The sequence below is a fragment of the Variovorax sp. BGA-UO-ETr-C22 genome (assembly GCF_059567965.1).
Window position 1 is genome coordinate 344,654 of record NZ_JCAQPA010000011.1, and the last position, 24,950, is coordinate 369,603.

26 protein-coding genes and 1 riboswitch are annotated in these 24,950 nt (G+C 68.0%); of the genes, 18 read left to right on the forward strand and 8 right to left on the reverse strand.

Annotated elements, in window-relative coordinates; translation table 11 throughout:
* Window positions 1-88 precede the first annotated feature (88 nt).
* Window positions 89-1,468, reverse strand: a complete 1,380-nt coding sequence (dnaA, locus tag AC57B8_RS21480) for a chromosomal replication initiator protein DnaA (RefSeq protein ID WP_062480418.1) — start codon at window positions 1,466-1,468, stop codon at window positions 89-91.
* A gap of 308 nt (window positions 1,469-1,776) precedes the next feature.
* Between dnaA and rpmH the strand changes: the two genes are divergently transcribed.
* From rpmH to AC57B8_RS21515, 7 genes are all read left to right on the forward strand, one after another.
* Window positions 1,777-1,911, forward strand: a complete 135-nt coding sequence (gene rpmH / locus AC57B8_RS21485) for a 50S ribosomal protein L34 (RefSeq protein ID WP_007834827.1) — start codon at window positions 1,777-1,779, stop codon at window positions 1,909-1,911.
* A 101-nt stretch (window positions 1,912-2,012) separates the two neighbouring features.
* The gene (locus AC57B8_RS21490) at window positions 2,013-2,435 is read left to right on the forward strand and encodes a ribonuclease P protein component (RefSeq protein ID WP_062480416.1); all 423 of its coding nucleotides are present in this window, start codon (window positions 2,013-2,015) and stop codon (window positions 2,433-2,435) included.
* Window positions 2,432-2,719, forward strand: coding sequence for a membrane protein insertion efficiency factor YidD (gene yidD, locus AC57B8_RS21495; protein WP_056574909.1), 288 nt, complete (start codon window positions 2,432-2,434; stop codon window positions 2,717-2,719). The genes AC57B8_RS21490 and yidD overlap by 4 nt, the downstream gene beginning before the upstream one ends.
* Window positions 2,716-4,398: a membrane protein insertase YidC gene (gene yidC, locus AC57B8_RS21500; protein ID WP_496480718.1), complete on the forward strand. Its 1,683-nt coding sequence runs from the start codon at window positions 2,716-2,718 to the stop codon at window positions 4,396-4,398. Before yidD ends, yidC begins: the two co-directional genes overlap by 4 nt.
* 74 nt (window positions 4,399-4,472) lie before the next feature.
* Complete coding sequence (gene mnmE / locus AC57B8_RS21505) at window positions 4,473-5,885, forward strand: tRNA uridine-5-carboxymethylaminomethyl(34) synthesis GTPase MnmE (protein WP_354345997.1); 1,413 nt, start codon at window positions 4,473-4,475, stop codon at window positions 5,883-5,885.
* A gap of 101 nt (window positions 5,886-5,986) precedes the next feature.
* Complete coding sequence (locus tag AC57B8_RS21510) at window positions 5,987-6,448, forward strand: Crp/Fnr family transcriptional regulator (RefSeq protein ID WP_070063366.1); 462 nt, start codon at window positions 5,987-5,989, stop codon at window positions 6,446-6,448.
* Between the two features lie 96 nt (window positions 6,449-6,544).
* Window positions 6,545-7,483: a zinc ribbon domain-containing protein gene (locus AC57B8_RS21515; RefSeq protein WP_496480719.1), complete on the forward strand. Its 939-nt coding sequence runs from the start codon at window positions 6,545-6,547 to the stop codon at window positions 7,481-7,483.
* 16 nt (window positions 7,484-7,499) lie between these two features.
* Here AC57B8_RS21515 and AC57B8_RS21520 read toward each other — a convergent pair whose 3' ends face one another.
* Complete coding sequence (locus tag AC57B8_RS21520) at window positions 7,500-9,485, reverse strand: monovalent cation:proton antiporter family protein (protein ID WP_070063364.1); 1,986 nt, start codon at window positions 9,483-9,485, stop codon at window positions 7,500-7,502.
* Window positions 9,486-9,571: 86 nt separating this feature from the next.
* On the opposite strand from AC57B8_RS21520, the gene AC57B8_RS21525 reads away from it, so the two are divergent.
* The 4 genes from AC57B8_RS21525 to AC57B8_RS21540 are packed head-to-tail and all read left to right on the forward strand — an operon-like array spanning window position 9,572 to window position 12,598.
* On the forward strand, window positions 9,572-10,573 hold the full coding sequence (locus tag AC57B8_RS21525) for a KpsF/GutQ family sugar-phosphate isomerase (protein WP_496480720.1): 1,002 nt from the start codon (window positions 9,572-9,574) through the stop codon (window positions 10,571-10,573).
* A complete protein-coding gene (locus AC57B8_RS21530) occupies window positions 10,573-11,121 on the forward strand; it encodes an HAD hydrolase family protein (RefSeq protein ID WP_495269348.1) in 549 nt (182 codons plus the stop codon). Before AC57B8_RS21525 ends, AC57B8_RS21530 begins: the two co-directional genes overlap by 1 nt.
* A complete protein-coding gene (lptC, locus tag AC57B8_RS21535) occupies window positions 11,118-11,768 on the forward strand; it encodes an LPS export ABC transporter periplasmic protein LptC (protein WP_070063362.1) in 651 nt (216 codons plus the stop codon). The genes AC57B8_RS21530 and lptC overlap by 4 nt, the downstream gene beginning before the upstream one ends.
* 44 nt (window positions 11,769-11,812) lie before the next feature.
* Window positions 11,813-12,598, forward strand: a complete 786-nt coding sequence (locus tag AC57B8_RS21540; protein ID WP_496480721.1) for an SDR family oxidoreductase — start codon at window positions 11,813-11,815, stop codon at window positions 12,596-12,598.
* Window positions 12,599-12,698: 100 nt separating this feature from the next.
* Here the strand turns inward: AC57B8_RS21540 and rbp are convergent, their stop codons facing one another.
* Window positions 12,699-13,235 carry an RNA-binding regulator gene (gene rbp, locus AC57B8_RS21545; protein WP_070063360.1) on the reverse strand — a complete coding sequence of 179 codons (537 nt, stop codon included), beginning with the start codon at window positions 13,233-13,235 and terminating at the stop codon, window positions 12,699-12,701.
* Between the two features lie 259 nt (window positions 13,236-13,494).
* Window positions 13,495-13,681: riboswitch (yybP-ykoY riboswitch) on the forward strand.
* 9 nt (window positions 13,682-13,690) lie between these two features.
* Here rbp and AC57B8_RS21550 point away from each other — a divergent pair.
* The 4 genes from AC57B8_RS21550 to AC57B8_RS21565 all read left to right on the forward strand — a co-directional run bounded on the left by AC57B8_RS21550 (window position 13,691) and on the right by AC57B8_RS21565 (window position 16,748).
* On the forward strand, window positions 13,691-14,254 hold the full coding sequence (locus tag AC57B8_RS21550; protein ID WP_095747370.1) for a TMEM165/GDT1 family protein: 564 nt from the start codon (window positions 13,691-13,693) through the stop codon (window positions 14,252-14,254).
* Between the two features lie 127 nt (window positions 14,255-14,381).
* Window positions 14,382-15,539, forward strand: a complete 1,158-nt coding sequence (gene metX / locus AC57B8_RS21555) for a homoserine O-succinyltransferase MetX (protein WP_496480722.1) — start codon at window positions 14,382-14,384, stop codon at window positions 15,537-15,539.
* A complete protein-coding gene (metW, locus tag AC57B8_RS21560) occupies window positions 15,536-16,123 on the forward strand; it encodes a methionine biosynthesis protein MetW (protein WP_062473606.1) in 588 nt (195 codons plus the stop codon). Before metX ends, metW begins: the two co-directional genes overlap by 4 nt.
* A 37-nt stretch (window positions 16,124-16,160) precedes the next feature.
* Window positions 16,161-16,748, forward strand: coding sequence for a YigZ family protein (locus AC57B8_RS21565; RefSeq protein WP_495261286.1), 588 nt, complete (start codon window positions 16,161-16,163; stop codon window positions 16,746-16,748).
* Here AC57B8_RS21565 and AC57B8_RS21570 read toward each other — a convergent pair.
* Window positions 16,693-17,625 (reverse strand): ion transporter, encoded by a 933-nt coding sequence (locus tag AC57B8_RS21570; protein WP_496480723.1) that lies wholly within the window; start codon window positions 17,623-17,625, stop codon window positions 16,693-16,695. The two genes, AC57B8_RS21565 and AC57B8_RS21570, sit on opposite strands and share 56 nt — an antisense overlap.
* Window positions 17,626-17,740: 115 nt before the next feature.
* On the opposite strand from AC57B8_RS21570, the gene AC57B8_RS21575 reads away from it, so the two are divergent.
* Window positions 17,741-18,256: a bactofilin family protein gene (locus tag AC57B8_RS21575; protein ID WP_062473600.1), complete on the forward strand. Its 516-nt coding sequence runs from the start codon at window positions 17,741-17,743 to the stop codon at window positions 18,254-18,256.
* Between the two features lie 33 nt (window positions 18,257-18,289).
* Here AC57B8_RS21575 and AC57B8_RS21580 read toward each other — a convergent pair whose 3' ends face one another.
* Complete coding sequence (locus tag AC57B8_RS21580) at window positions 18,290-19,144, reverse strand: DUF72 domain-containing protein (protein WP_240531253.1); 855 nt, start codon at window positions 19,142-19,144, stop codon at window positions 18,290-18,292.
* Between the two features lie 92 nt (window positions 19,145-19,236).
* Between AC57B8_RS21580 and AC57B8_RS21585 the strand changes: the two genes are divergently transcribed.
* Both AC57B8_RS21585 and AC57B8_RS21590 read left to right on the forward strand, forming a co-directional pair.
* Complete coding sequence (locus AC57B8_RS21585) at window positions 19,237-20,748, forward strand: M20 family metallopeptidase (RefSeq protein ID WP_159279096.1); 1,512 nt, start codon at window positions 19,237-19,239, stop codon at window positions 20,746-20,748.
* A gap of 73 nt (window positions 20,749-20,821) precedes the next feature.
* The gene (locus AC57B8_RS21590; RefSeq protein WP_496480724.1) at window positions 20,822-21,697 is read left to right on the forward strand and encodes an alpha/beta hydrolase; all 876 of its coding nucleotides are present in this window, start codon (window positions 20,822-20,824) and stop codon (window positions 21,695-21,697) included.
* A gap of 3 nt (window positions 21,698-21,700) precedes the next feature.
* Here AC57B8_RS21590 and AC57B8_RS21595 read toward each other — a convergent pair whose 3' ends face one another.
* From AC57B8_RS21595 to AC57B8_RS21605, 3 genes are all read right to left on the reverse strand, one after another.
* Entirely contained in the window at window positions 21,701-22,879 is a 1,179-nt protein-coding gene (locus tag AC57B8_RS21595; protein WP_496480725.1) for an MFS transporter, read from the reverse strand.
* 105 nt (window positions 22,880-22,984) lie between these two features.
* On the reverse strand, window positions 22,985-23,449 hold the full coding sequence (locus tag AC57B8_RS21600) for a YidB family protein (protein WP_062473592.1): 465 nt from the start codon (window positions 23,447-23,449) through the stop codon (window positions 22,985-22,987).
* Between the two features lie 100 nt (window positions 23,450-23,549).
* Window positions 23,550-24,905, reverse strand: a complete 1,356-nt coding sequence (locus AC57B8_RS21605; protein WP_496480726.1) for a M20/M25/M40 family metallo-hydrolase — start codon at window positions 24,903-24,905, stop codon at window positions 23,550-23,552.
* Between the last annotated feature and the right edge of the window lie 45 nt (window positions 24,906-24,950).

Consider the following 24,950-nt stretch of genomic DNA (forward strand, 5'->3'; position numbering starts at 1 on the left):
TCTTCTTCCTCTTCTCTTATCTCTTTGAATCAGCTTTCAGGACGCCATTCTCCGCTGTCGCGAGGGGCGTTCTTGATGACATTCGGCTTCAGCCTTTGAGGGTCTGTTCGAGGACGTGCAGCTGCTGGTTGAGTTCGGTGAGCTGCTGGCGCTCGCCCGAAATCTTTCGCACTGCGTGGAGCACCGTCGTGTGGTCGCGACCGCCGAACAGCTCGCCGATTTCCGGCAGGCTCTTCTGCGTGAGCTCCTTGGCCAGGTACATCGCGATCTGCCGCGGCCGCGCAATGCTGGCCGGGCGTTTCTTGCTGTACATGTCGGCGACCTTGATCTTGTAGTAGTCGGCCACCGTCTTCTGGATATTTTCGACCGAGATCTGCCGATTCTGGATCGACAGCAGGTCGCGCAGCGCCTCGCGCGCCAGGGCGATCGAGATCTCCTTCTGGTTGAAACGCGAGTACGCCAGGATCTTGCGCAGGGCGCCTTCGAGCTCGCGCACGTTGGAGCGCACGTTCTTGGCCACGAAGAAGGCGACTTCCTCGGGCATTTCGGTGCCTTCGACGCGGGCCTTGTTGATCAGGATCGCCACGCGCATCTCGAGCTCGGGCGGCTCGATCGCCACCGTGAGGCCCGAATCGAAGCGCGACACCAGCCGCTCGTGGATGTCGGCCAGCCCCTTGGGATAGGTGTCGCTGGTCATCACGATGTGCGACTTCTTGGCCAGCAGGGCCTCGAAGGCGTTGAAGAACTCTTCCTGCGTGCGGTCCTTGTTGGCGAAGAACTGCACGTCGTCGATCAGCAGCAGATCGAGCGAGTGGTAGCGCTCCTTGAACTCATCGAAAGTCTTGCGCTGATAGGCCTTGACCACATCCGACACGAACTGCTCGGCGTGGATGTAGAGAACTTTGGAATCGGGCCGGTCGGCCAGCAGCCGGTTACCCACAGCGTGCATCAGGTGGGTCTTGCCCAGGCCGACGCCGCCGTAGATGAAAAGCGGGTTGTACAGGTGGCCCGGCATGCCGGCCACGTGCATGGCTGCGGCGCGCGCCATGCGGTTGGCCGTGCCCTCGACCAGGGTGTCGAAAGTGAGCCCCGAATTGAGCCGGTTCTTGAAGCCGGCGGCCGCCGGTTCCTCGCCCGGGCCGGCCACGTCGCGCGGCACATCCGTTTCGGCCATGATGGCCATGGGTGCAACACGGACGGGGGTTTCACGCGGAGCGAGCGCTAACTCGATGGTGACCGGCTGGCCGTACATCTTCTCGGCCATGGCCGCGATCTTGCCCGCGTACTGGGCACGGATCCAGTCGAGCTTGAAGCGGTTGGCGACGAACACCGTCATGCGCGAAAGGTCGTCGGCGACCTGCGCGGTGAGGGGCTTGATCCAGGTGTTGAACTGCTGCTCGGACAGCTCCTGCGCGAGCTGGTCGACGCAGGCCTGCCACAGGCTTTCGCCGATGCCGTCAGTCGACATGGGCGCTTGAAAAAGTGATGGAACCCTCGGGCATTTCTTGTATAGGTATTGTGGATATTCTCTGCTGGAAGGCGCTGGGCATTCTAACTTGTCAAAACCTTATCCACATGCTGCGCTGCACATGGAAAGGCCCGCAAATCCAGTCGAAGATTGTTCCGGCGGCCAATGTTTGCGATAATTGCGGGTTTCCCTGAAAAGCCTTCACAGCGTCTTTCGGGGGCCATCCGAAACTCGCTCCCCCAGCGCTCGCCGGGTTTTTGCATGCCTTCATGCGGAAACCGGCGCAAACAGGGAATCAGGAAACCATCATGAAACGCACTTACCAAGCATCCAAAGTCCGCCGCGCCCGTACCCACGGCTTTCTGGTCCGCATGAAGACCCGTGGCGGCCGCGCCGTGATCAACGCACGCCGCGCCAAGGGCCGCAAGCGCCTGGCCGTCTGACGGCACCCCACCTGCCGTTGTCAGCCGCCGACACGTCCGCGCAGGCTCCTGCAGCCTCTGCGCCTGGCTCCGCCAGCAGCGACGTCCGCGGCCCGGCTTCCTTGCAGCGGCTCAAGACCCGCGCGCAATTCCAGGCCGTCCTCGCAGGTGCCACCGTGGCGCGCACTGCCCATTTCGCATTGCACCGCTGTGCGCTCGATGTTTCCCCATCGGGCGCCGCTTCGCTGTTTCCGTCCGATGAGGTCTGGCTGGGCGCCATGGTGCCCAAGCGCTGGGCACGCCGCGCGGTGACGCGCAACGCCATCAAGCGCCAGATCTACGCCGTGAGCGCCGCGCCCGGCGTCGTGTTGCCGCGTGCCGCGCACGTGGTGCGTCTGCGCGCCGGTTTCGATCGCAAGGCGTTCGTGAGCGCCTCCTCGGACAAGCTCAAGGCCGCCGTGCGCGCCGAGCTCCAGCAATTGCTGGCGCGCGCCGGGCGTCCGCCAGCACCGGCTGCCGCCTCCCCCGCACCCGCCTCCGCATGAAACGCCTGCTGATCGGCCTCGTGAAGGGCTACCGCCTGTTGCTGAGCCCCTGGCTCGGGCAGTCGTGCCGCTTCACGCCGACCTGCTCGGTGTATTCGATCGAGGCGCTGGAAGTGCACGGCGCGCTCAAGGGCAGCTACCTGACGCTGCACCGCATCGCGCGCTGCCAGCCCTGGTGCCAGGGCGGCCACGATCCGGTTCCACCGAAATCACAGCGTCGCACTGACAAGTCAGGATCGCTGTTTTCGTCTCTTCTCTCCTCCGACAAGAAGTCTTCGTCATGAACGATATCCGCCGCACGATCCTGTGGGTGATTTTTGGTTTCTCGCTCGTGCTGCTGTGGGACCAATGGCAGGTCTTCAACGGCAACAAGCCGACCTTCCTGCCGTCGACCAAGCCCGCCGCCACGGCGCCGGCCACGGGCAGCGCGGCCAACAACGGCGTGCCGACCGCGGCTGCCGCAGCCGGCGGCACCGCAGGCGCCGTGCCCACGCAGGCGGCCCCGGCCACGCCGCGCGAGCAGGTCGTGGTGACCTCCGACCTGTTCAAGGCGACGATCGACAGCGAAGGCGCCACGGTCAACCACCTCGAACTGCTCAAGTACGACGAAGCCGACCGCACCAAGCGCGTCGTGCTGTTCGAGAACGGCTCGCCCGCCACGCGCTACGTGGCGCAGACCGGCCTGCTGAACTCCGTCGCCGGCGACGCCTTCCCCAACCACCTGACGGCCATGACGCCCAAGGCCGGTCCGCGCACGATGGCCGACGGCCAGAACACGCTCGAGGTGACCTTCGAAAGCGCCCCGGTCGGTGGCCTGAAGTACATCAAGACCTACGTTTTCAAGCGTGACGACTACGTCATCGGCGTGCGCCACGAAGTGGTCAACGTGAGCGACCAGCCGCGCGACGCGCAGCTGTACATGCAGCTGCTGCGCCACGGCACCGTGGCCGCCGGCACCATGTTCGGCACCAACACCTTCACCGGCCCGGCCGCGTACACCAACGAGAAGAAGTTCCACAAGCTCGACTTCAAGGACATCGCCAAGGGCAAGGTCGAGCCGCCGCCGCCGGCCAACGACGGCTGGATCGCGATGGTGCAGCACTACTTCGCCTCGGCCTGGCTGCTCAAGGGCGACCCGGCCAGCGAACAGCTGCGCCGCGAATTCCGCGTGAAGGACCTGGGCGACAACCTCTTCACCGTGGCCATGGTCGCCACGCTGCCGAAGATCGCCCCGGGCGCTACGCAGGTCGTGAACAGCGCGCTGTTCGCCGGCCCCGAAGAAGAAAAGAAGCTCGAAGCCATCGCCCCCGGCCTGGACCTGGTGAAGGACTACGGCATCTTCGCGATCATCTCCAAGCCGCTGTACTGGCTGCTCACGCAGCTGCACGGCATCCTGGGCAACTGGGGCTGGGCGATCGTGGCGCTGGTGGTGCTGCTGAAGGCGGCCTTCTACTGGCTCAACGCCAAGGCCTACGCCAGCATGGCCAAGATGAAGGCCATCAACCCGAAGATCATGGAAATGCGCGAGCGGCTGAAGGACAAGCCGCAAGAGATGCAGCAGGAAATGATGCGGATCTACAAGACCGAGAAGGTCAATCCGATGGGCGGCTGCTTCCCGATCGTGATCCAGATCCCGGTGTTCATCGCGCTCTATTGGGTGCTGCTGTCGTCGGTCGAAATGCGCCACGCACCGTGGATCGGCTGGATCACCGACCTGTCGGCACCCGATCCCTGGTACATCCTGCCGATCGTCATGACGGCCACCTCACTGTTCCAGACCTGGCTCAACCCGACGCCGCCCGATCCGATGCAGGCCAAGCTGATGTGGATCATGCCGCTCGCGTTCAGCGTGATGTTCATCTTCTTCCCGGCCGGCCTGGTGCTGTACTGGATCACGAACAACGTGCTGTCGATCGCGCAGCAGTGGTTCATCAACAAGCGACTGGGCGTGCTCGGCAAGTAAGCCGGCCGGCCTCCGCCACCCGCAAAGGGCCGCATCCGCGGCCCTTTGCTTTTTGCTGAAAGAATCGCGCTGTCATGACCCTCGCCCGCACCACCGATCCCATCGTCGCCATCGCCACCGCCCCGGGGCGTGGGGCGGTCGGCATCGTTCGCGTGTCGGGCGCCCGGCTGGCGCCGCTGGTCCAGGCGCTGTGCGCCCGCGCCCTCAAGCCGCGCGAAGCCACCTACCTGCCCTTTCGCGATGCGCAGGGCGAGCCGGTCGACCACGGCCTGGCGATCCATTTCCCGACGCCGCACTCCTACACCGGCGAAGACGTGCTCGAACTGCAGGCGCACGGCGGCCCGGTCGTGCTGCAGCTGCTGCTGTCGCGCTGCCTCGAGGCCGCGGCCGAAATCGATCCGGCCACCGGCCGTCCGCGCCTGCCCGGCCTGCGCGTGGCCGAGCCGGGCGAGTTCAGCCAGCGTGCCTTTCTCAACGGCAAGATCGACCTGGCGCAGGCTGAGGCCATCGCCGACCTGATCGACGCGAGCACCGAGGCCGCTGCGCGCAGCGCCGGGCGCTCGCTGTCGGGCGCCTTCTCGCGCGAGATCCACACGCTGCGCGACGCGCTGATCCACCTGCGCATGCTGGTCGAGGCCACGCTCGATTTCCCCGAAGAAGAGATCGACTTCCTGCAGAAAGCCGACGCGACCGGCCAGCTGCAGCGGCTGCAGGCGCAGCTGGCCGCCGTGCAACAGCGCGCCAAACAGGGCGCGTTGCTGCGCGAAGGCATCAAGGTGGTGATCGCGGGCCAGCCCAATGCCGGCAAGAGTTCGCTGCTCAACGCGCTGGCCGGTGCCGAGCTGGCCATCGTGAGCGCCATCGCGGGCACCACGCGCGACGTGGTCTCGCAGACCATCCAGATCCACGGCGTGCCGCTGCATGTGGCCGACACCGCGGGCTTGCGCGACAGCACCGACGAGGTCGAACAGATCGGCGTGGCGCGCGCCTGGGGCCAGATCGAAAGCGCCGACGCCGTGCTGTTCCTGCACGACCTGACGCGCGCCGGCCAGCCCGACTACGCCGCCGCCGACGCCGAGATCCTGGCCGGCCTGCAGCGCAAGCTGCCGGCGAGCGTGCCGGTGCTCGATGTGTGGAACAAGCAGGACGCGGCGGCGTCGGCCGCGCCGCCGTCCGAAGGCATCGCCCTGTCGGCCAAGACCGGCGCGGGCATCGAGGCGCTGCGCGATCAGCTGCTGGCGATGGCCGGCTGGCAGGCCGTGCCCGAAGGTGTCTACCTGGCGCGCGCGCGCCACGTGCAGGCACTGGCCCGTGTCGAGACGCACCTCGCGCTGGCGGCCGCCCACCTGGCGGCGCAGGCCCAGCTGCTCGACCTGCTGGCCGAGGAGCTGCGGCTGGCCCAGAACGCGCTCAACGAGATCACCGGCGAGTTCGGCGCAGACGACCTGCTGGGGGTCATCTTTTCGCGCTTCTGTATCGGGAAATAGCGACACATGCGTGCGCTTCGCTGGTGAAAGCGTAAACAGTTGTAGCCGAACCTCGGGGCCTTCGCGGATACTTCGGATCACTTGCGGGGGTCGAGAAAAACATGTCCATCCAGAACCTGAGCCGCTCCATTGCGGAGAACCTGAGCGCCGATGCGTTCGCGCTGACCTTGAGCGTCGCGCAGTGGGACACGCTCGCGGGTTATCTGCAGCCCATCGAAACCGCGATCGGCGACGTGCTGATCTCGCAGGGCACGCACGACCGCTCGGTGTTCTTCGTCGAAAGCGGCGCCATCAGCGTGCACCGCGTCAGCAGCAAGGAGCAGATGCGCCTGGCCGTGCTGTCGCCGGGCTCGGTGGTGGGCGAGGGCTCGTTCTTTTCGCGCGAGCCGCATGCAGCCAACGTGGTGGTTACCGGCGCGGGACGCGTGTGGCGCCTCACGGCCGTGCGGTTCTCCGAGATGTCGAACCGCCAGCCCAACATGGCGCTGGACATCGCGATGGCGCTCGGCGCCGTGATCGCCAAGCGCATGGCGCACCGCTCCAAGCGGGTGGCCGTCACCTGAGTTGAGCGGAGCCTTCCCGCTCGCCGCGCGCTGCCAGCCGCCGCACAACAACAAGAACAAGTCTTCGTTTCCGATCCCGAGAATTGCTGGTGAGCCATGGCCTTGATCTGCCCGGTCTGTGACGCGGACAACCGCGAGGGTGCCAATTTCTGCAGGAACTGCGGTGGCCGGCTGTCGGCCGCCGACCGCGCGCCACCCCCGGCGCCCAGTCCTGCCGACCGCGAATGGGCCACCACCGCACCGGCCCAGTTGCGTGCGCCGACCATTCCCGCGCCGCTGTTCGATCCTGTCGAGTCGAAGCGCGCGTCGTCGCCGGCGTCCAGTGGCTGGAGGCCCGAGCCGCCACCACCTCCTCCGCCCGCGGATGAAAAGACCGTGATCGTCGCGCCGGGGCGCGGGGGCGCCGCATCGTCCTTGCCTCCGTCCCCGCGGGCCGACCGGCCAAAGACGCGGATCAAGGTCAAGCGCATCAAGCCGCCCGAACCGGTGCTGCGCCCGCGCGGCATCGGGTTGTGGCTGGGGCTGCTCGCGGTCGCGCTGCTGCTGGTGGTCGCGGGCTGGCTGGGCTATGGGACCGGCAGCAAGGCGCCCGAGCCGGCCGTGGCACCGACTCCTGTCGTCGCGCCGGCTCCCGCTGCAACGCCAGCGGCGGTCGAAGCACCGCCGGTCGCGACCGAGCCTGAGCCGCCCGTGGCCGAAGCGCCGCCCGCGGAAGCGATCACCGAGCCGGCGGAAGCCGCACCCAAGCCGACACCCGTCGCGAAGCCGCGCAAGCCCGTGACACCTCCCGCACCGGCGTCCCAGGCCCCGCCCGCCGCAGCACCTGTGGCGGCTGCCCCGGCACCCGCGCCAGCGACACCGGCCCCGCCGGCCGACCCGCAGGCCCAATGCGGCGACCGCAACTTCATCGCCAAGGCGCAATGCATGGCGGCCCAGTGCGTGAAGCCCGAGTACAGGTCGCACGCACAGTGCGAAGCGGTGCGCCGTCAGCAGCGCATCGAAGAAGAAAAGCGCAACCCGTCGCTCTTGAACTGAGCCCGCGCCGGCGGCCTCAGCCCTTTTGCAGCCGCTCGATGGCAATCGCCAGCGCGGCGGGCTTGCCCGACAGCACGAGGGTGTCGCCGTCCGACAGCAGCGTGTCGTCGGCCGGCACGCGCGCCTGGCCGTCCTGGCGGCGCAGGCTGGCCACCCGCACACCCAGCGTCGGCAGCGCAATCCGTCCGAGCGTCTGGCCGATGGCGCGTGCGCCCGGCGTGAGCGTGAAGCTGTTCAGGCGCTCGTGGTCGATCTCGTCGGCGTTATCGTCGTCGGCGCCGTGGAAGTAGCCGCGCAGCAGGTTGTAGCGCGCGTCGCGCTGGTCCTGCACCACGCGGATCACGCGCCGCATCGGCACGCCGACCAGCGCCAGCGCATGGCTGGCGAGCATCAGCGACCCCTCGATGGCCTCCGGCACCACCTCGGTCGCGCCGGCGGCCTGCAGCTTCTCGAGGTCGTGGTCGTCCTGGGTGCGCACGATCACCGGCACGTGCGGCGCGTGGGCGCGGGTGTTGGCCAGCACCTTCATCGCGCCCCCCACGTCCAGGTAGGTGACGACCACCGCGCTGGCGCGCGCCAGGCCCGCGGCCATCAGCGCCTGCAGCCGCGCCGCGTCGCCGAACACCACCGAATCGCCGGCCGCAGCGGCCTGGCGCACGCGGTCGGGGTCGAGGTCGAGCGCCATGTAGGGAATGCCTTCGCGCTCCAGGATGCGCGCCAGGTTCTGGCCGCAGCGCCCGTAGCCGCAGATGATCACGTGCTGCGCGGTGTTGATGGTCTTGCGCGCGATGGTCGTCATCTGCAGCGACTGCTGCAGCCAGTCGCTGGCCACCAGCTTTCGCACGATGGCGTTGCTGTACATGATGATGAAAGGCGTGGCCAGCATCGACAGCACCATCGACGCCAGCACCGGGTTGGCCAGCCACGGCGGCAACAGGTTGCGGTCCTGCGCGAGCGCCAGCAGCACGAAGCCGAACTCGCCGGCCTGCGCCAGGTACAGGCCGGTGCGCAGCGACACGCCCGAGGTGGCGCCCAGCACCCGCGCCAGCACCGTCACCAGCCCCAGCTTGAACAGCAGCGGCACCAGCAGCAGCACCGCCACCAGCAGCCAGCGCTCGACCACGATGTGCCAGTCGAGCGACATGCCGACGGTGATGAAGAACAGCCCCAGCAGCACGTCGTGGAAGGGGCGGATGTCGGTCTCGACCTGGTGCTTGTATTCGGTTTCCGACACCAGCATGCCGGCGATGAAGGCACCCAGCGCCAGGCTCAGGCCGGCCAGCTCGGTGAGCCAGGCCAGGCCCAGCGTGATCAGCAGCACGTTCAGGATGAACAGCTCCTCGCTGCGCCGACGCGCCACCAGCGTGAGCCACCAGCGCATGATGCGCGGCCCGCCGTACAGCAGCACGCCGATGAGGAAGGTGGCCTTCACCAGCGCGAAGCCCAGCGCCTTGGCCAGTGCCTCGGGCGGCGCGCCCAGCGCGGGAATCAGCACCAGCAGCGGCACCACGGCCAAATCTTGAAACAGCAGCACGCCCATCACGCGCTTGCCGTGTTCGCTCTCCAGCTCGAGCCGCTCGGCCATCAGCTTGACCACGATGGCGGTGCTGCTCATGGTGAGCGCGCTCGACAGCGCCAGCGTGGTCTGCCACCCCAGCTGCCAGGCTGGCGGCAGCTGCGTGGCGATCAGCAGCGCGCCGGCGGTGGCCAGCGCCATGGTCAGCAGCACCTGCGCCATGCCCAGCCCGAACACGTGCTTGCGCATGGCGCGCAGCTTGGGCAGGCTGAACTCGAGCCCGATCACGAACATCAGGAACACCACGCCGAATTCCCCCAGGTGGCGGATGCCTTCGGAGTTCTGCGCCAGTGCGAGTGCATGCGGGCCGATGAGCACGCCGGCCGTCAGGTAGCCGAGCATCGGAGGCAGCTTCAGCGACCGGCAGGCCACCACGCCGATCACCGCGGCCAACAGATACAACAGCGTGAGATCGAACGAAGACATAGGCGCCGATGCTAGAGCAATGTCCGTGCCCCGGACTTCCCCGGGCCATGTGATCGCCGACCGCGCCCGCCTCGTAAAATCCGGCGATGAGCTCCCGCCCCGCCCCGACCCACGTGGTCGACCCCGACGCCATCCTGGCCCGGGCACGCGTCACATTCGACATCGAAGCCGAAGCCGTCCTCGGCCTGAAGGCCCGCGTCGGCCCGAGTTTCGTCGAGGCCGTGCGCAAGATCCTCGAAGTGCGCGGCCGCGTGGTCGTGATGGGCATGGGCAAGAGCGGCCATGTCGGCCGCAAGATCGCCGCCACCCTTGCCTCCACCGGCACGCCCGCGATGTTCGTGCACCCGGCCGAGGCCAGCCACGGCGACCTCGGCATGATCAAGGCGGTCGACCTCGTGCTCGCCATCTCCAACAGCGGCGAGGTCGACGAACTCACCGTGCTGCTGCCGGTGGTCAAGCGCCAGGGCGTGCCCCTGATCGCCATAACCGGCCGCCCCGATTCCACCCTGGCGCGCCATGCCGACATCGTGATCGACGCCGGCGTCGCCAAGGAAGCCTGTCCGCTGAACCTCGCGCCCACCGCGAGCACCACCGCGCAGATCGCCATGGGCGACGCACTGGCCGTGGCCCTGCTCGATGCGCGCGGCTTCGGCTCCGAAGATTTCGCCCGCTCGCACCCCGGCGGTGCGCTGGGCCGCAAGTTGCTCACCCACGTGAGCGATGTCATGCGCTCGGGCGATGAAGTGCCGTGCGTGCCGCCGACGGCCACTGTCAGCGAGCTGATGCGCGCGATGAGCATCAAGGGCTTCGGCGCCGCCGCGGTGGTGGAGCCCGACGGCCGGGCGCTGGGCATCTTCACCGACGGGGACCTGCGCCGCCTGATCGAGGCCGGCGCCGACCTGCGCACGCCCAAGGCGGCCGACATCATGCACCGCGACCCGCGCACCATCCGCGTCGACGCGCTGGCGGTGGAGGCGGCCGAACTCATGGAGCAATGCGGCATCACCCGCCTGTTCGTGATCGACGGCGCGGGGGTGATCGTCGGCGCGGTGAACACCAACGACCTGATGCGCGCGAAGGTCATCTGATGCCGCTTGATTTCCAGGCCGAGACCCTGCTGGCCGCGCAAGACGTGCGCATCGTCTTCTTCGACATCGACGGCGTGCTGACCGACGGCGGCGTGTACTTCACCGAGCACGGCGAGACGCTCAAGCGCTTCAGCATCCTCGACGGCTACGGCCTCAAGCTGCTGCGCAAGGCCGGCATCACGCCGGCCGTGATCACCGGGCGCGACTCCAAGCCGCTGCGCGTGCGGCTCGAGGCGCTGGGCATCGAGCACGTGCGCTACGGCACCGAAGACAAGCTGCCCGCCGCCGAAGCCATGCTGAAGCAGCTGGGCTTCATCTGGGCGCAGGCCGCCGCCATCGGCGACGACTGGCCCGACCTGCCCGTGCTGACCCGCGTCGGCTTCGCGGCGGCGCCGGCCAATGCGCACGCCGAGGTGCGCGCCGTGGCGCGCTATGTCACCACCGCACGCGGCGGCGAAGGCGCGGCGCGCGAATTCTGCGACCTGCTGTTGACGGCCTGCGGCCAGTACCGCCCGTTGCTCGACGCTGCCCTGGGCCCCCGACCATGAGCCCGCAGCTGCGACGCGCCTGGAACCTGACGCGCGATGTGCTCGACCGCACCACCATCTACCTGCCAATCATCCTGATGGCGGGCGTGGCGCTGGGCACCTACTGGCTGGTGCGCAATGCGCCCAAGCTGCTGGAACCCACCGTCAAGGCCGCGCCCACGCACGAGCCCGACTACTTCATGCGGGACTTCGTCATCAAGAACTTCCTGCCCAACGGCGACCTGCGCAGCGAGCTGCACGGCACCGAGGGACGGCACTACCCGGACACCGACACCATCGAGGTCGACCAGGTGCGCATGCGCTCGGTGTCGCCCGAGGGGCTGGTCACGCGCTCGTCGGCGAACCGGGGCCTGTCGAATTCCGACGGCAGCGAGATCCAGCTGTTCGGCAACGCGATCGTGATCCGCGAACCCGCGGTGAGCGCCAGCGGCAAGGCCACGCCGCGGCTGGAGTTTCGCGGCGAGTTCCTGCATGCGTTCCTCGACACCGAGAAGGTGCAGTCGAACAAGCCGGTCACGCTCATCCGCGGCAGCGACCAATTCACGGGCGATACGCTCGACTACGACAACCTGAGCGGCGTGGCCAACCTCACGGGCCGCGTGCGCGGCGTGCTGGTGCCGTCGGCCGCGGCGGGCAAGCCGCGCTGAGCGGCCACACAACAAGAAAACAGTTCCCGGGAGACGACCGACACATGACTACCGCCGCACCGCTCGTCTTCATCACCGGCGCCTCCAGCGGCATCGGCCAGGCGCTGGCCGCGTGCTTCTATGACGCGGGCTATCGGTTGGCGCTGGTCGCGCGGCGCACGGGCGAGATCGAAACCTGGGCGACGGGCCGCCAGCTGGACGCGGGCCGCTACCAGGTCTACGGCGCCGACGTGGCGGACACCGACAGCATCGTGGCCGCCGGCACCGACTGCATCGCGCGCCAGGGCGTGCCCGACGTGGTGATCGCCAACGCAGGCATCAGCATCGGCATCGACACGGCCGAGCGTTCGGACCTCGACGTGCTGGCGCGCACCTTCGCCGTCAACAACGTGGGGCTGGCCGCCACCTTCCATCCCTTCGTGCAGGCCATGGTGCAGCGCGGCAGCGGGCGGCTCGTGGGCATCGGCAGCGTCGCCGCCATCCGCGGGCTGCCGGGGCACGGCGCCTACTGCGCGAGCAAGGCCGGCGTGGTCGCGTACTGCGAAAGCCTGCGCGGGGAACTGCACAACAGCGGGGTGAAGGTCGTCACGCTCTGCCCGGGCTATATCGACACGCCGCTGACGCAGGGCAACCGCTACGGCATGCCCTTTCTCATGCAGCCCCAGGACTTTGCGGCTCAGGCGCTGCGCGCCATCGAGGCCGGCACGAGCTACCGCGTGATTCCCTGGCAGATGGGCGTGGTCGCCAAGGTCATGCGCCTGCTGCCCAATGCCGTGCTCGACCGCGCGGTGCAGGGCCGAGCACGCAAGAAGCGCAGCGGCGAAGCCTGAGCTTCATCGCTAACTGCACAGCGCGCAGGCAAAGAAAAAGGCTCCCGAGGGAGCCTTTTGTGTTTGTATGCCGTGAGGCATGCGAAGGAGTGAACGGGGTTCAGTACCCACCGTTGCCGCCGCCGCCGTAGCCGCCACCGCCGCTGCGACCACCGCCGCCGCCACGGGGACCTGCGCCGTAGGGGCTGCGGAAACCGCCATCGCCACCACCGCCGCCGCCACCCGAACGACCACCACCGCCGCCGTAGCCGCCGCCACCGCCGGAGCGGCCACCGCCGCCACCACCGTAGCCGCCACCACCGCCGCCGCCGTAGCCACCGCCACCACCGCCGCCATAACCACCACCGCCGCCGCCGTAGCCGCCGCCACCGCTGCGGGGGGGACGTGCTTCCATGGGACGTGCTTCGTTGACGACCACGCTGCGGCCGCCCAGGGGTTGGCCGTTCATGCCGTTGATGGCGGCCTGTGCTTCCGCGTCACTGCCCATCTCGACGAAGCCGAAGCCCTTCGAGCGACCCGTGTCGCGCTCCATCATGACCTTGGCGCTGGTCACTGCGCCGAACTGGCCGAAGGCCTGCTCGAGATCACCGTCGCGCACCGAGTAAGGCAGGTTGCCGACGTAGAGTTTGTTGCCCATCAAGGGACTCCTATAAACACATCAAGAAAAGCGATGGAGTCCCGAAAGCATCACTCAAACGAGAGCCGCCGAGCCGCGCGAAACTGACCGATCACCGAATTGCTCCCGCCCAAAATCAAGAGGGATGCTCGTGCATTATGGGTGAAATATCAAAAAAGCAAGCAGGAATTTGCGTCTTGAGGTAGCGCCTTTCGAAACTAGTAGAAGTTAGCGCACGCCTACCTGTTTGAGCCGGGGAAATTGACGATGCGGCTACAATTTGCGGGTCATTGGGGAGTAGCCGCCTTCCGCATACGAGAAGGGCCCGCGTCAACAGACTTGTCCTTGCCCCACGAGGACATGGCGCGTGCAGTGAACACACCTGGCGAGACCTTTGACCGCACAACTTCGGGAATATGGCCGAAGGTGTTGTGCGGTCAATTGCGTCCTTCGGCCCAAGGAACCCCACATCCATCATGGAAGCTTTTCTCGTTGCAACGGGCGTGGTCGCGCTCGCCGAAATGGGCGACAAGACCCAACTCCTGGCCCTTTTGCTGGCCGCGCGCTTCAGGAAACCCTGGCCGATCGTGCTCGGCATCTTTGTCGCCACGGTCATCAACCACGCGCTGGCCGGCGCGGTCGGCAACTACATCACGCGCTGGCTCGGTCCCGAGGTGCTGCGCTGGATCCTGGGCGGCTCGTTCATCGCGATGGCCGTCTGGATGCTGATTCCCGACAAGCTCGATGAAGACGACGCCCCCGGCGTCTCGAAGTTCGGCGTCTTCGGCACCACGGTGATCGCCTTCTTCCTGGCCGAGATGGGCGACAAGACCCAGATCGCCACCGTCATGCTGGCCGCCCGCTTCACGCAGGACTACGCCTGGGTCGTCGTCGGCACCACGCTGGGCATGATGCTGGCCAATGCGCCGGTCGTCTGGCTGGGCGACAAGATCGTGCGGCGCGTACCGATCAAGCTCGTGCACGGCATCTCGGCGGCGATCTTCCTGGTGCTGGGCGTCGTGATGATCGTCGGCTGGTAGCAGGAAAAAGTCACGGGGCTATACTTGCCCTGCGCCGATTTGCTTCAGCTTGCGGGCGCTCTATAAATTCTGCTAAAGACGGCTGCCGAACCCGGCTCGTTTTTGGCGAGGCCGGGTTTTTTCATTCATGTCGTCGTCACCTTTGGTCGTCACCCCGCAGTCGATGCAGTTCGCAGGCCCGCTGGCCCTGCGCAGCGGCGCCTCGATCAGCGGCTACACGCTCGCCTACGAAACCTACGGCACCCTCAACGCCGAGCGCAGCAACGCGGTGCTGGTGTGCCATGCGCTCAACGCCTCGCACCACGTCGCGGGCGTGTACGAGGGCCAGGCCCGCTCCGAGGGCTGGTGGGACAACATGGTGGGCCCGGGCAAGCCGCTGGACACCGACCGGTTCTTCGTGATCGGCGTCAACAACCTCGGCTCCTGCTTCGGCTCGACCGGCCCGATGCACGTGAACCCCGCCAACGGCCGCGTCTACGGCGCCGACTTCCCGGTGGTCACGGTCGAAGACTGGGTCGATGCCCAGGCGGCGCTGCTCGACGCGCTCGGCATCCGCACGCTCGCGGCCGTGATGGGCGGCAGCCTCGGCGGCATGCAGGCGCTGTCGTGGACGCTGCAGTACCCCGACCGCGTGCGCCACGCCGTGGTGGTGGCCAGCGCGCCCAACCTCACGGCCGAGAACATCGCCTTCAACGAGGTGGCGCGCCGCGCCATCGTGACCGACCCCGACTTCCACGGCGGCCACTTCTACGAATACGGCGTGGTGCCCAAGCGCGGCCTGCGCATCGCCCGCATGATCGGCCACATCACCTACCTGAGCGACGACGTGATGAACGCCAAGTTCGGGCGCATCCTGCGCAGCGCCGTCGAGGGCGAGGTGGCGGGGCTCGACTACCGCTATTCCACGCAGGACATCGAGTTCCAGATCGAAAGCTACCTGCGCTACCAGGGCGACAAGTTCAGCGAGTACTTCGACGCCAACACCTACCTGCTGATCACCCGCGCGCTCGACTACTTCGACCCCGCGCGCCACCACGGCGGCCAGCTCAGCACGGCGCTCGCGCAGGCCACGGCCCAGTTCCTGCTCGTGAGCTTCAAGACCGACTGGCGCTTCTCCCCCGCGCGCAGCCGCGAGATCGTGAAGGCGCTGCTCGACAACCGCCGCAACGTGAGCTACGCCGAGATCGACGCGCCGCACGGCCACGACGCCTTCCTGCTCGACGACGTGCGCTACATGGGCGTGGTGCGCTCGTACTTCGAACGCGTCGCCAAGGAATTCCAATGAGCGACCTTGCACATCAACGACTGATCGCCGAGCTCGTGCCGAAGGGCTCGCGCGTGCTCGACCTGGGCTGCGGCGACGGCGCCCTGCTCGACCTGCTGCAGCGCGAGCGCGGCTGCACCGGCTACGGCGTGGAGATCGCCGACGGCAACGTGCTGCAGTGCATCCGCCGCGGCGTCGACGTGATCCAGCTCAACCTCGACGAAGGCCTGGCGATGTTCGATGACGCCACCTTCGACGTCGTGCTGCAGATCGACACCCTGCAGCACCTGCGCAATGCCGAGGTCATGCTGCGCGAGACCGCGCGCGTGGGCCGCTTCGGCATCGTCGCCTTTCCCAATTTTGCGCACTGGCCCAACCGCCTGAGCGTGGCGCGCGGGCGCATGCCCGTGACGCGCCGCCTGCCCTACCAGTGGTACGACACGCCCAACATCCGCGTCGGCACCTACAAGGACTTCGAGGTGCTGGCCGGCAAGAACAACCTGCGCGTGCTCGACGCCTTCGGCCTGCAAAACGGGCGCGACGTGCGCTGGCTGCCCAACGCGCGCGCCAGCACGGCGGTGTTCAAGTTCGAGCGGGGCGGCTGAGCACGCCGCCCCTGCACCGCACGGACATCGGGTCGGAATGAGCTTCACGCTCGCGCAGCCGGTTCACAGCGACCTGCTCATCAAGAAAAGCCGCTTCATCGGCTGCGTGCAACCGGTGCCCGACCGTGCGGCCGCGCTGGCCGTGGTCGCCTCGCTGCGCGCCGAACACCCGGGCGCTGCGCACGTGTGCTGGGCGCTGATGGCCGGCGGACAGTCGGCGGCGAACGACGACGGCGAGCCCGGCGGCACGGCCGGACGCCCCATGCTCGAGGTGCTGCGCCACCAGCAGGTGGAAGGCGCGCTCGCCACCGTGGTGCGCTACTTCGGCGGCGTGAAGCTCGGCGCCGGCGGCCTCGTGCGCGCCTACACCGACGCCGTCGCTCAGGCCCTGCTCGGTGCCACGCTGGTGCCGCTCGTGCGCCAGCGCCAGCTGCAGTGCGCCGTGCCCTACGCGCTCGAGGGGCTGGTGCGGCGCGAGCTGGCCGCCATCGGCGCGGTGCTCGAAGACGTGCAGCACGGCGATGACGTGCGCTTTGCCTTCGCGCTGCCCGCGCCCGAGGCTGATGCCTTCATCGCGCGCCTCGACGATGCTGCGCAAGGGCGCGTCGTCTGGCCGACGGCGTGAGCCGCTTCGCAGGCGCCTTGCCCCGGGCCGGCTCCGCCGCCAGCGCGAGCACGCCGCGCGATGCGAGCGCGATCGGCTCGGCCAGGTCGTCGTCGACACCGCGCCGCGTCATCTCGGCCGTCACGATGCCGGTGGGCACGGCCAGCACGCCCCAGCCCAGCAGCATCATCACCGAGGCGATCGCGCGGCCCAGGTCGGTCTTGGGCACGAGGTCACCGAAGCCGACCGTGGCCATGGTGGAGATGGCCCAGTAGATCGCCACCGGAATGCTGGTGAAGCCGTGCGTCGGGCCTTCGACCACGTACATCAGCGTGCCCATCACCAGCACCACCAGCATCACGAAGCCCACGAACACCGTGATCTTCCGGCGGCTCGATGCCACCGCCGACACCAGCGCGCGGTACTCCACCGAATAGCGCGAGAGCTTGAAGATGCGGAACACGCGCAGCAGCCGCAGGATGCGCACGTCGATCAGGTATGCCAGCTCGGGCGCGAAGGCCACGAGAAAGGTCGGCAGCAGCGCCAGCAGGTCGATCACGCCGTAGAAGCTCAGCGCGTAGCGCAGCGGCTTGTTCACGCAGCACAGCCGCGCGATGTACTCCAGCGTGAAGAGAATCGTGAACACCCATTCGAGGGCATTGAACAGAGGCCGCCACTGGTCGCGGATCGACTGCACGCTGTCCAGGATGACGACCAGCACGCTCATCACGATCACCGCGATCAGCGTCAGGTCGAACCACAGGCCGGCGGGCGTGTCGGCTTCGAAGATCACGGTGAACAGCGTGCGCCGCCAGCCGCGCGCGGGCTTGTCGAACCGCGAGTCGGTGGCGGCGGGCGTGGACAGGGCTTCGATGTTCGGGCGGATCAGGCGGGTCATGCGGGGCATTGTCAGGGGCCCCGGGCGACTTATTCAGTTACGCTTATTGCGCAATGAAGTGCCGCATGCCGTGAGTGCGTTCTTACGATAGTCCCCTTTCTTGAGGAGCTCCCCATTGGCCACACAGTCCCCCTTTTTCGGCAAGCGCGATCGTGACACCGATTCGCTGACGTCCCGTCCCGCACCGCTGGTTGGTTCGGGCACCAATCTCTCGGGCACTCCCGTCAATCCCTCCTCGTTGACCGCGCAGGCCGGCCTGGCCCCGGCGGCCGCTCCTGCCGCCAAGGAAGGCGGCAGCAAGCTCACCGTCGGCCCGAACATCAAGCTCAAGGGCGTCGAGATCACCGATTGCGACACGCTCGTGGTCGAAGGCCTGGTCGAGGCGACGATGGATTCGCGCCTGATGCAGATCGCCGAACAGGGCGAGTTCAAGGGCTCGGCCGAGATCGACATCGCCGAGATCCGCGGCGTGTTCGACGGCAACCTCACCGTGCGCGAGAAGCTCGTCATCCACTCGACCGGCAAGGTCACCGGCAAGATCCGCTACGGCAAGATCGTGATCGAAGAAGGCGGCCAGCTGTCGGGCGAGATCAGCTTCGGCGCCAAGCCGTCGCTGCAGGCCGCCGCCTGAGGCACCTGATGCGCCCGGTCTGACGACCGTCGATCAGGGCGCTTTCTTTTTCGGTGGGGCCTTTTTGGCCGCCGGCTTCGGCTTGTCCGCGGCGGCGGCCATTGCTGCGTCTGCAGCCGGCGGCGCCCACCCCAGGCGCTGCAGCAAGGCCCCGGCCGCGGCCGGGGCTCTCTCCTTGGCGCCGTTGATGAAATACACGAACACGTCGCGCGCCTTCGGCGTCGTGGTCCAGCCTTGCGCGCGCGCAGCCCAGGTGTCGAGCGCCTTGGGCGCGTAGCCGGTCGCGAGCGACGCGTCGGCCATCATGAGCCGCGCATAGGCGACGTCGCCTTCGGGCTCCTCGAACGACGGAAACTTGTCGGCGTCGGTGAACACGGTCGACACCTTGTGCTTCTTCGCGAGCGCCTTGTAGGCGGGCGTGATGAAGCTCTCGTGGCGCACGTCCATCACGTGGCGCAGCACGCGGCTGCCCTCCTTCTTCGGCAGCAGCTCCAGAAAGGCTTCGAAGTCTTCCGCATCGAACTGCTTGGTCGGCATGAACTGCCAGACGATCGGCCCGAGCTTGTCGCCCAGCTCGGCCACGCCGCTGTCGATGAAGCGCTGGATCGACTCGCCCGCGGTCGCCAGCACCTTGCGGTTGGTGGTGAAGCGCGAGGCCTTCATCGAGAACACGAAGTCGTCGGGCGTGTCGTCGCGCCACTTGCGGAAGGTCTCGGGCTTGAAGGTGCTGTAGTAGGTGCCGTTGATCTCGATGGCGCTGACCTGCCGGCTGGCGTGGTTCAACTCCTTCGCGTGGGCCAGGCCTTTTGGATAGAAGTTGTCGCGCCAGGGCTCGTAGGTCCAGCCGCCGATCCCCACCTTGATCCGCGTCGATGTTGCCTTGCTCACATTGCGCTCCGGGTTTTGAGATCGCCCGCACTCTACGCGCGCTCGCCGCGAGGCGCAAAATGCGTTTTTTCGTCCCCGCGGAGAATCCCCCGATGAACGCCCCCCTGCACCGTGAAATGCCCGCCGGCACGCTCGACGCGACGCGCGCCCTCTCTGATGTCACCGCCCAATGGGACGGCGACATCGTCAAGCAACTCACCGACTACATCGCCATCCCCGCCAAGTCGCCCGGCTTCGACAAGGACTGGTCGGCCAACGGCTACCTGGAGACCGTGCTGCGCAACGCCGCGGCCTGGGTCGAGGCGCAGAAGGTCGAGGGCCTGAAGCTGGAGATCGTGCGCCTCGAAGGCCGCACGCCGGTGCTGTTCTTCGAAGTGCCGGCCACCGGCACGAACATGGCCGAGACCGTGCTGATGTACGGCCACCTCGACAAGCAACCCGAGTTCACCGGCTGGCGCAACGACCTCGGCCCGTGGACGCCCAAGTACGAGAACGGCCTGCTCTACGGCCGCGGCGGCGCCGACGACGGCTACGCCGTGTACGCCAGCGTGGCCGCGCTGCAGGCGCTCAAGGCCCAGGGTGTGGCGCACCCGCGCATCGTCGGCCTCATCGAGACCTGCGAGGAAAGCGGCTCCTACGACCTGCTGCCCTACGTCGACGCGCTGCGTCCGCGCCTGGGCGAGGTCGAGCTGGTGATCTGCCTGGATTCGGGCGCCGGCAACTACGACCAGCTGTGGCTCACGACCTCGCTGCGCGGCATGGCCAGCGGCACGCTCAAGGTCGAGGTGCTGACCGAAGGCATCCATTCGGGCGACGCCTCGGGCCTGGTGCCCTCGAGCTTTCGCATCATGCGGCAGGTGCTCGACCGCCTCGAAGACAGCGCCACCGGCCGCCTGCTGCCTGCCAGCTTCCATTGCGAAGTGCCGGCCGACCGGCTGGCGCAGGCCAAGGCCACGGCGGCCATCCTCGGCGACGAGGTCTACAAGCGCTTCCCGTGGGCGCACTACGACTGCGGCGGCTCGACCATGTTCGCGCTGCCGACCACCACCGACCCGGTCGAGGCGCTGCTCAACCGCACCTGGAAGCCCACGCTGTCGGTCACCGGCGCCGAAGGCTTCCCGGCCCTGAAGGACGCGGGCAACGTGCTGCGCCCCTACACCGCCTTCAAGCTCTCGCTGCGCCTGCCGCCGCTGGTCGATGCGGCCGAGACGGTGCAAAAGCTCAAGGCCCTGCTCGAAGACAACGCGCCCTACCAGGCGCGCGTGACCTTCGAAAGCGGCGGTGGCGCCACCGGCTGGAACGCCCCCACCATCACGCCGTGGTTCGAGGACGCGCTCAACAAGGCCTCGCGCGCGCACTTCGGCGCCTCCTGCGGCTACATCGGCCAGGGCGGCACGATCCCGCTGATGAACATGCTGAGCGCCGGCTTCCCGACCGCGCAGATGATGGTCTGCGGCGTGCTGGGCCCGAAGAGCAACGCGCACGGCCCCAACGAGTTCCTGCACGTGCCCTACGCCAAGAAGCTGACGGCCGCCGTGGCCGAGGTCATCGCCGCCCTGCCGGTGGCGCACCGCGCCGCGGCTGCGGAGCCGGTGGCGGCTTGAGCGCCGCGCCGGGCCGCCCCAAGCAAGCTCGCTCCCGCCTGGCGGGAAGGCGCGCAGCGCCAAGGGTGCACCCATGAACGACGCGCTGCCCCTGCCGCACCGTGTGTCGCTGTCCACGCCGGACGGCGAGACGCTGGCGCTGCGGCGGCTGCCCGCTGCGGGCACGCCCCGCGCCGTGGTGGTCGTGGTGCACGGGCTGGGCGAGCACGCGGGGCGTTACCACGGCCTGGCCAAGCAGCTGCACGGCTGGGGCTTCGCGGTCTGGGCGCACGACCACCACGGGCACGGCGAATCCACCGGCGCGCGCGGCGGCCTGCCCAGCGAGCTGCGTCTGGTCGACGACTTGGCGCTGGTGATCGACGATGCGCGCCGCGAGAACCCCGGTGTGCCGCTGGTGCTGCTGGGCCACAGCCTGGGCGGCCTGGTCGCCGCGAGCCTGGTGGCGCGCGGCGTGCGGCCGGTCGATGCGTTGGTGCTCTCGTCGCCGGGGCTCGATCCGGGGCTGAACGGCTTCCAGAAGATGCTGCTGGCGGTGCTGCCGCGCATCGCGCCCAACCTGCGCGTGAGCAACGGGCTCGACGACAACTACCTCTCGCACGACCCGGTGGTGGTGCAGGCCTACCGCGACGATCCGCTCACGCACGACCGCATCGGCAGTCGGCTGGCGCGTTTCCTCGCGTACGAAGGCGTCACGGTGCAGCAGCACGCGGCGCGCTGGCCGGTGCCCACGCTGCTGATCTACGCGGGCGACGACCGGCTCGTGCGGCCGGCTGCGAGCCGCGCCTTCGCGGCCGCCGCGGCGCCCAGCGGCAACGTCGAGGCGAAGTGCTTCGACGCGCTGTACCACGAGCTCTTCAACGAACTCGATGCGGAGCTCGTGTTCGACACGCTGCAACGCTGGCTCGACCGGCGGTTTCCAGCGGCGGCTGTTCCCGCGCGCGTGGCCTGAGGCTCAGGCCTTGGCCACCGGCGCGCGCCGGCGTTGCGTCTGCGCGAGCCAGAGCAGCGCGGCGCCGGTCAGGGCCACCGGCACCAGCGAGCCGTAGTTCAACAGCTGCCAGCCCTGCGTGGTCACCAGCACACCCGAGGCGAACGAGGTCAGCGCCAGCGTCGCGAACACGCAGAAGTTGAGCGCGCCCTGGGCGCGGTCGCGCTCCTCGGCCGTGTAGGCCGTGAGCGACAGCGTCGTGCTGCCGGTGAACAGGAAATTCCAGCCCACGCCGAGCAGGAACAGCGCCACCAGGAAGTGGTGCAGGTCCACGCCCGACAACGCCACCACGATGCAGCCGAGGTTGAGCGCCAGCCCCACCCCCATCACCGGCAGCGCGCCGAAGCGGCGGATCAGGTGGCCGGTGAAGAAGCCCGGCGCGAACATGCCGATCACGTGCCATTCGAGCACCAGCGCCGCGTCGGAAAACGGCAGGCTGCAGATCTGCATCGCGATGGGCGTGGCGGCCATCAGCAGGTTCATCACGCCGTAGCTCAGCGCGCCTGCGGCGGCCGACACGATGAACACGGGCTGGCGCATGATCTCGCCCAGCGGCCTGCCGCCGCCGGCTTCCTTGCGGGTCGGCGAGGGCGGGAATTCGATGAAATGCATCACCGCCATCGAGAGCAGCGCCACCGCCGCCAGCGCGATGTACGCGCCGGCGAAGGGCACCGAAAGGGCGTCGCGCGTGAAGGTTGCGAGGTTCGGCCCCGCCACCGCGCCGATCAGGCCGCCGGCCATCACCATCGACACGGCCTTCTCGCGCCAGGCCGGCAGTGCCAGTTCGGCCGCCGCGAAACGGTAGAGCCCGGCGTTGGCGTTGTAGTAGCCCGCGACCACGGTCGCGAAGCACAGCAGCCAGAAGTTCTTCGAGGACGCCGCGTAGGCGCACAGCAGCGCCGAGCCGACCGCCACCGCCAGCCCGATCTGGAACGAACCGCGGCGGCCGAAGCGCTGCTGTGTGCGCGCCACCAGTCCCGTGCTCAACGCCCCGCCCACCACGTAGCCCATCACCGGCAGCGTGGCCATCCAGCCCTGCGGAGCGATGCCCAGGCCGACAAGGCCGTTGATGGCGATGAAGGTGACGTTGTTGGTCAGGAGCAGGCCCTGGCAGATGGCCAGGAGCCACAGATTGCGATTCATGGGGCGCGGTTCTACGCGATTGGGCGACGAAGGCAAGGCGCCGGCCAAAAAAAAGCGCCCTCGCGGGCGCCGGAATTCTGAGAATGAAATTCGCCGGATGGCAGGTCAGGTCGGCTTGTTGCCTTGCAACAGCCCGCTGAGCGAGCCCAGCAGGTCGTCTTGGTTGCCGAGGCCCTGCTCGGGCACCTTGCCCTGCGGCGTGAGCTGGTTGATGAGGGCCGGCAGCATGGTGGCCAGCATCGGCAGCAGCATTTGTGCGTTGATGCCGAGTTTGGAAGCGATGGCGGCGATCGTGTCGCCGCCCAGCGCGTTCTGCAACTGATCGCCCGACACCGGCTTGTTTTCACCGTTGCCGATCCACGAGCCGATCACGTCGCCCATGCCCGCCTGCTCGAATTTCGAGACCATGCCGCCGAGGCCGCCCTGCCCGCCGTTATTGGCAAGCAGGCCGCCCAGGGCACCGGCGAGGCCTCCGAGATCTCCCAATCCCCCGAGGCCACCGCCTTGCGGTTGCTGCTGTTGTGCAGCGCCTCCTAGCACCTGACCGAGTACCGAATCGAGCAACCCCATGACCATTCCTTGGTGTGTGACAGAAACGCTCACATTTTCCAATGTGGCGACCCGCTTGCCGAAAGTGGCGCGGCCACTTTCGAACTGGCAACGTGACAAATTACTTGCTGCGTGCTGCGCGTTTCGGCAGGAGCGCGGGGCTGACGCCCTGCACACCGACCAGGCCGAGCACGGTGACGAGCGAATTCTGCGCGCCTTTCCATGCATCTGTCACGTCAATCGACTCGGCCAGCGAGTGGAATCCGCCCGACTTGCCGCCGCCGCCGATGATGATGGCCGGGATGCCCAGCGAAATGGGAACGTTCGCATCCGTGCTGCCGCCGCGCAGCAGCGTCTTGTGGCCGAAAGCACTGTTGGAACGCGTGGCGGCCTCGACGATCACCGAGTCGGGCGCCGTGCGGCCACCCGGGCGGTCGCCGATGAGCTTGGTGCTCACGCTCAGGCTGGTCACGTTCCAGCGCTTGTTCTCTTCCGCCACGGCCTCGTCGAGCGTGGCGAGGATCTTCTTCTCGGTCTCGAGCAGCGAGGCCATGTCGTCCGAGCGGATGTCGATGGCCATGCGCGCATCGGGCGCGATGGTGTTTACCGAGGTGCCGCCGCCCACGGTGCCGACGGTGAAGGTGGTCTTGGGGAAACTCGGCGTGCGCACGTCGGCGATCTTGGCGATCGCGCGGCCCATGCCGTGGATCGCGCTGGGCACCTGCCCGAAGGCGCCGAAGCTGTGGCCGCCCGGGCCCTTGAAGGTGACTTCGTAGCGGTGGCTCGCGGTGCCGAGCACCAGCACGTGGCCGTCGGGCGAGGGCTCCAGGCCGACCATGCCGTCGATGTCGAGGTGGTCGCGGAAGATGGCCTTCATGCCGCGCAGGTTGCCCAGCTCTTCCTCGCCGACGTTGGCAACGATCATCAGGTCGCCCACGGTCTGGATCTTGTTGTCGTTGAGCACCTTGAGCCATGACAGCAGCACCGACAGGCCGCGCGTGTCGTCACCGATGCCGGGCGCGAAGAGCTTGCCGTCGCGCTCCTTCACCTTGACGTCGGTGCCGGCCGGAAAGACGGTGTCCAGGTGCGCCGAAATGAGCAGCTTGGGGCCGTTGCCCGTGCCCTTGCGCAGGCCGATCACGTTGCCCTCGGCGTCGATCTTCGCGTCGGGCAGGCCGAGCGCTTTCAGGCGTGCCAGGAAGGCTTCGGCGCGCTTCTGTTCCTTGAAGGGCGGCGCCTCGATCTCGGTCAGCGTCTTCAGTTCTTCGACCGTGCGTTCGTGGTCGGCCTTGACCGATTCCAGCAGCTTGCGGATCGCGGGCGACGCCATGAGCTGGGTGTAGGCCTGATCGACCGCGGGGCTGACCTGCGCCGGTGTGGGCGCAACGGCCTGGCTTTGGGCGTGAACGGCGGGCATGGCGCACAGCGCGGCCAGGACGAGGGGGGCGAGACGAAACGCGCGGGATGAACGAGGCATGGGGGAGCGGTCCTTCCGGGAGGCGGATTGAACAAGAAAAAACGA

Coding starts and splice junctions, on each gene's coding strand:
- dnaA (WP_062480418.1), bottom strand. CDS start 1,468: ATGTCGACTGACGGCATCGGCGAAAGCCTGTGGCAGGCCTGCGTCGAC.
- rpmH (WP_007834827.1), top strand. CDS start 1,777: ATGAAACGCACTTACCAAGCATCCAAAGTCCGCCGCGCCCGTACCCAC.
- yidD (WP_056574909.1), top strand. CDS start 2,432: ATGAAACGCCTGCTGATCGGCCTCGTGAAGGGCTACCGCCTGTTGCTG.
- yidC (WP_496480718.1), top strand. CDS start 2,716: ATGAACGATATCCGCCGCACGATCCTGTGGGTGATTTTTGGTTTCTCG.
- mnmE (WP_354345997.1), top strand. CDS start 4,473: ATGACCCTCGCCCGCACCACCGATCCCATCGTCGCCATCGCCACCGCC.
- AC57B8_RS21510 (WP_070063366.1), top strand. CDS start 5,987: ATGTCCATCCAGAACCTGAGCCGCTCCATTGCGGAGAACCTGAGCGCC.
- AC57B8_RS21515 (WP_496480719.1), top strand. CDS start 6,545: ATGGCCTTGATCTGCCCGGTCTGTGACGCGGACAACCGCGAGGGTGCC.
- AC57B8_RS21520 (WP_070063364.1), bottom strand. CDS start 9,485: ATGTCTTCGTTCGATCTCACGCTGTTGTATCTGTTGGCCGCGGTGATC.
- AC57B8_RS21525 (WP_496480720.1), top strand. CDS start 9,572: ATGAGCTCCCGCCCCGCCCCGACCCACGTGGTCGACCCCGACGCCATC.
- AC57B8_RS21530 (WP_495269348.1), top strand. CDS start 10,573: ATGCCGCTTGATTTCCAGGCCGAGACCCTGCTGGCCGCGCAAGACGTG.
- lptC (WP_070063362.1), top strand. CDS start 11,118: ATGAGCCCGCAGCTGCGACGCGCCTGGAACCTGACGCGCGATGTGCTC.
- AC57B8_RS21540 (WP_496480721.1), top strand. CDS start 11,813: ATGACTACCGCCGCACCGCTCGTCTTCATCACCGGCGCCTCCAGCGGC.
- rbp (WP_070063360.1), bottom strand. CDS start 13,235: ATGGGCAACAAACTCTACGTCGGCAACCTGCCTTACTCGGTGCGCGAC.
- AC57B8_RS21550 (WP_095747370.1), top strand. CDS start 13,691: ATGGAAGCTTTTCTCGTTGCAACGGGCGTGGTCGCGCTCGCCGAAATG.
- metX (WP_496480722.1), top strand. CDS start 14,382: ATGTCGTCGTCACCTTTGGTCGTCACCCCGCAGTCGATGCAGTTCGCA.
- metW (WP_062473606.1), top strand. CDS start 15,536: ATGAGCGACCTTGCACATCAACGACTGATCGCCGAGCTCGTGCCGAAG.
- AC57B8_RS21565 (WP_495261286.1), top strand. CDS start 16,161: ATGAGCTTCACGCTCGCGCAGCCGGTTCACAGCGACCTGCTCATCAAG.
- AC57B8_RS21570 (WP_496480723.1), bottom strand. CDS start 17,625: ATGACCCGCCTGATCCGCCCGAACATCGAAGCCCTGTCCACGCCCGCC.
- AC57B8_RS21585 (WP_159279096.1), top strand. CDS start 19,237: ATGAACGCCCCCCTGCACCGTGAAATGCCCGCCGGCACGCTCGACGCG.
- AC57B8_RS21590 (WP_496480724.1), top strand. CDS start 20,822: ATGAACGACGCGCTGCCCCTGCCGCACCGTGTGTCGCTGTCCACGCCG.
- AC57B8_RS21595 (WP_496480725.1), bottom strand. CDS start 22,879: ATGAATCGCAATCTGTGGCTCCTGGCCATCTGCCAGGGCCTGCTCCTG.
- AC57B8_RS21600 (WP_062473592.1), bottom strand. CDS start 23,449: ATGGGGTTGCTCGATTCGGTACTCGGTCAGGTGCTAGGAGGCGCTGCA.
- AC57B8_RS21605 (WP_496480726.1), bottom strand. CDS start 24,905: ATGCCTCGTTCATCCCGCGCGTTTCGTCTCGCCCCCCTCGTCCTGGCC.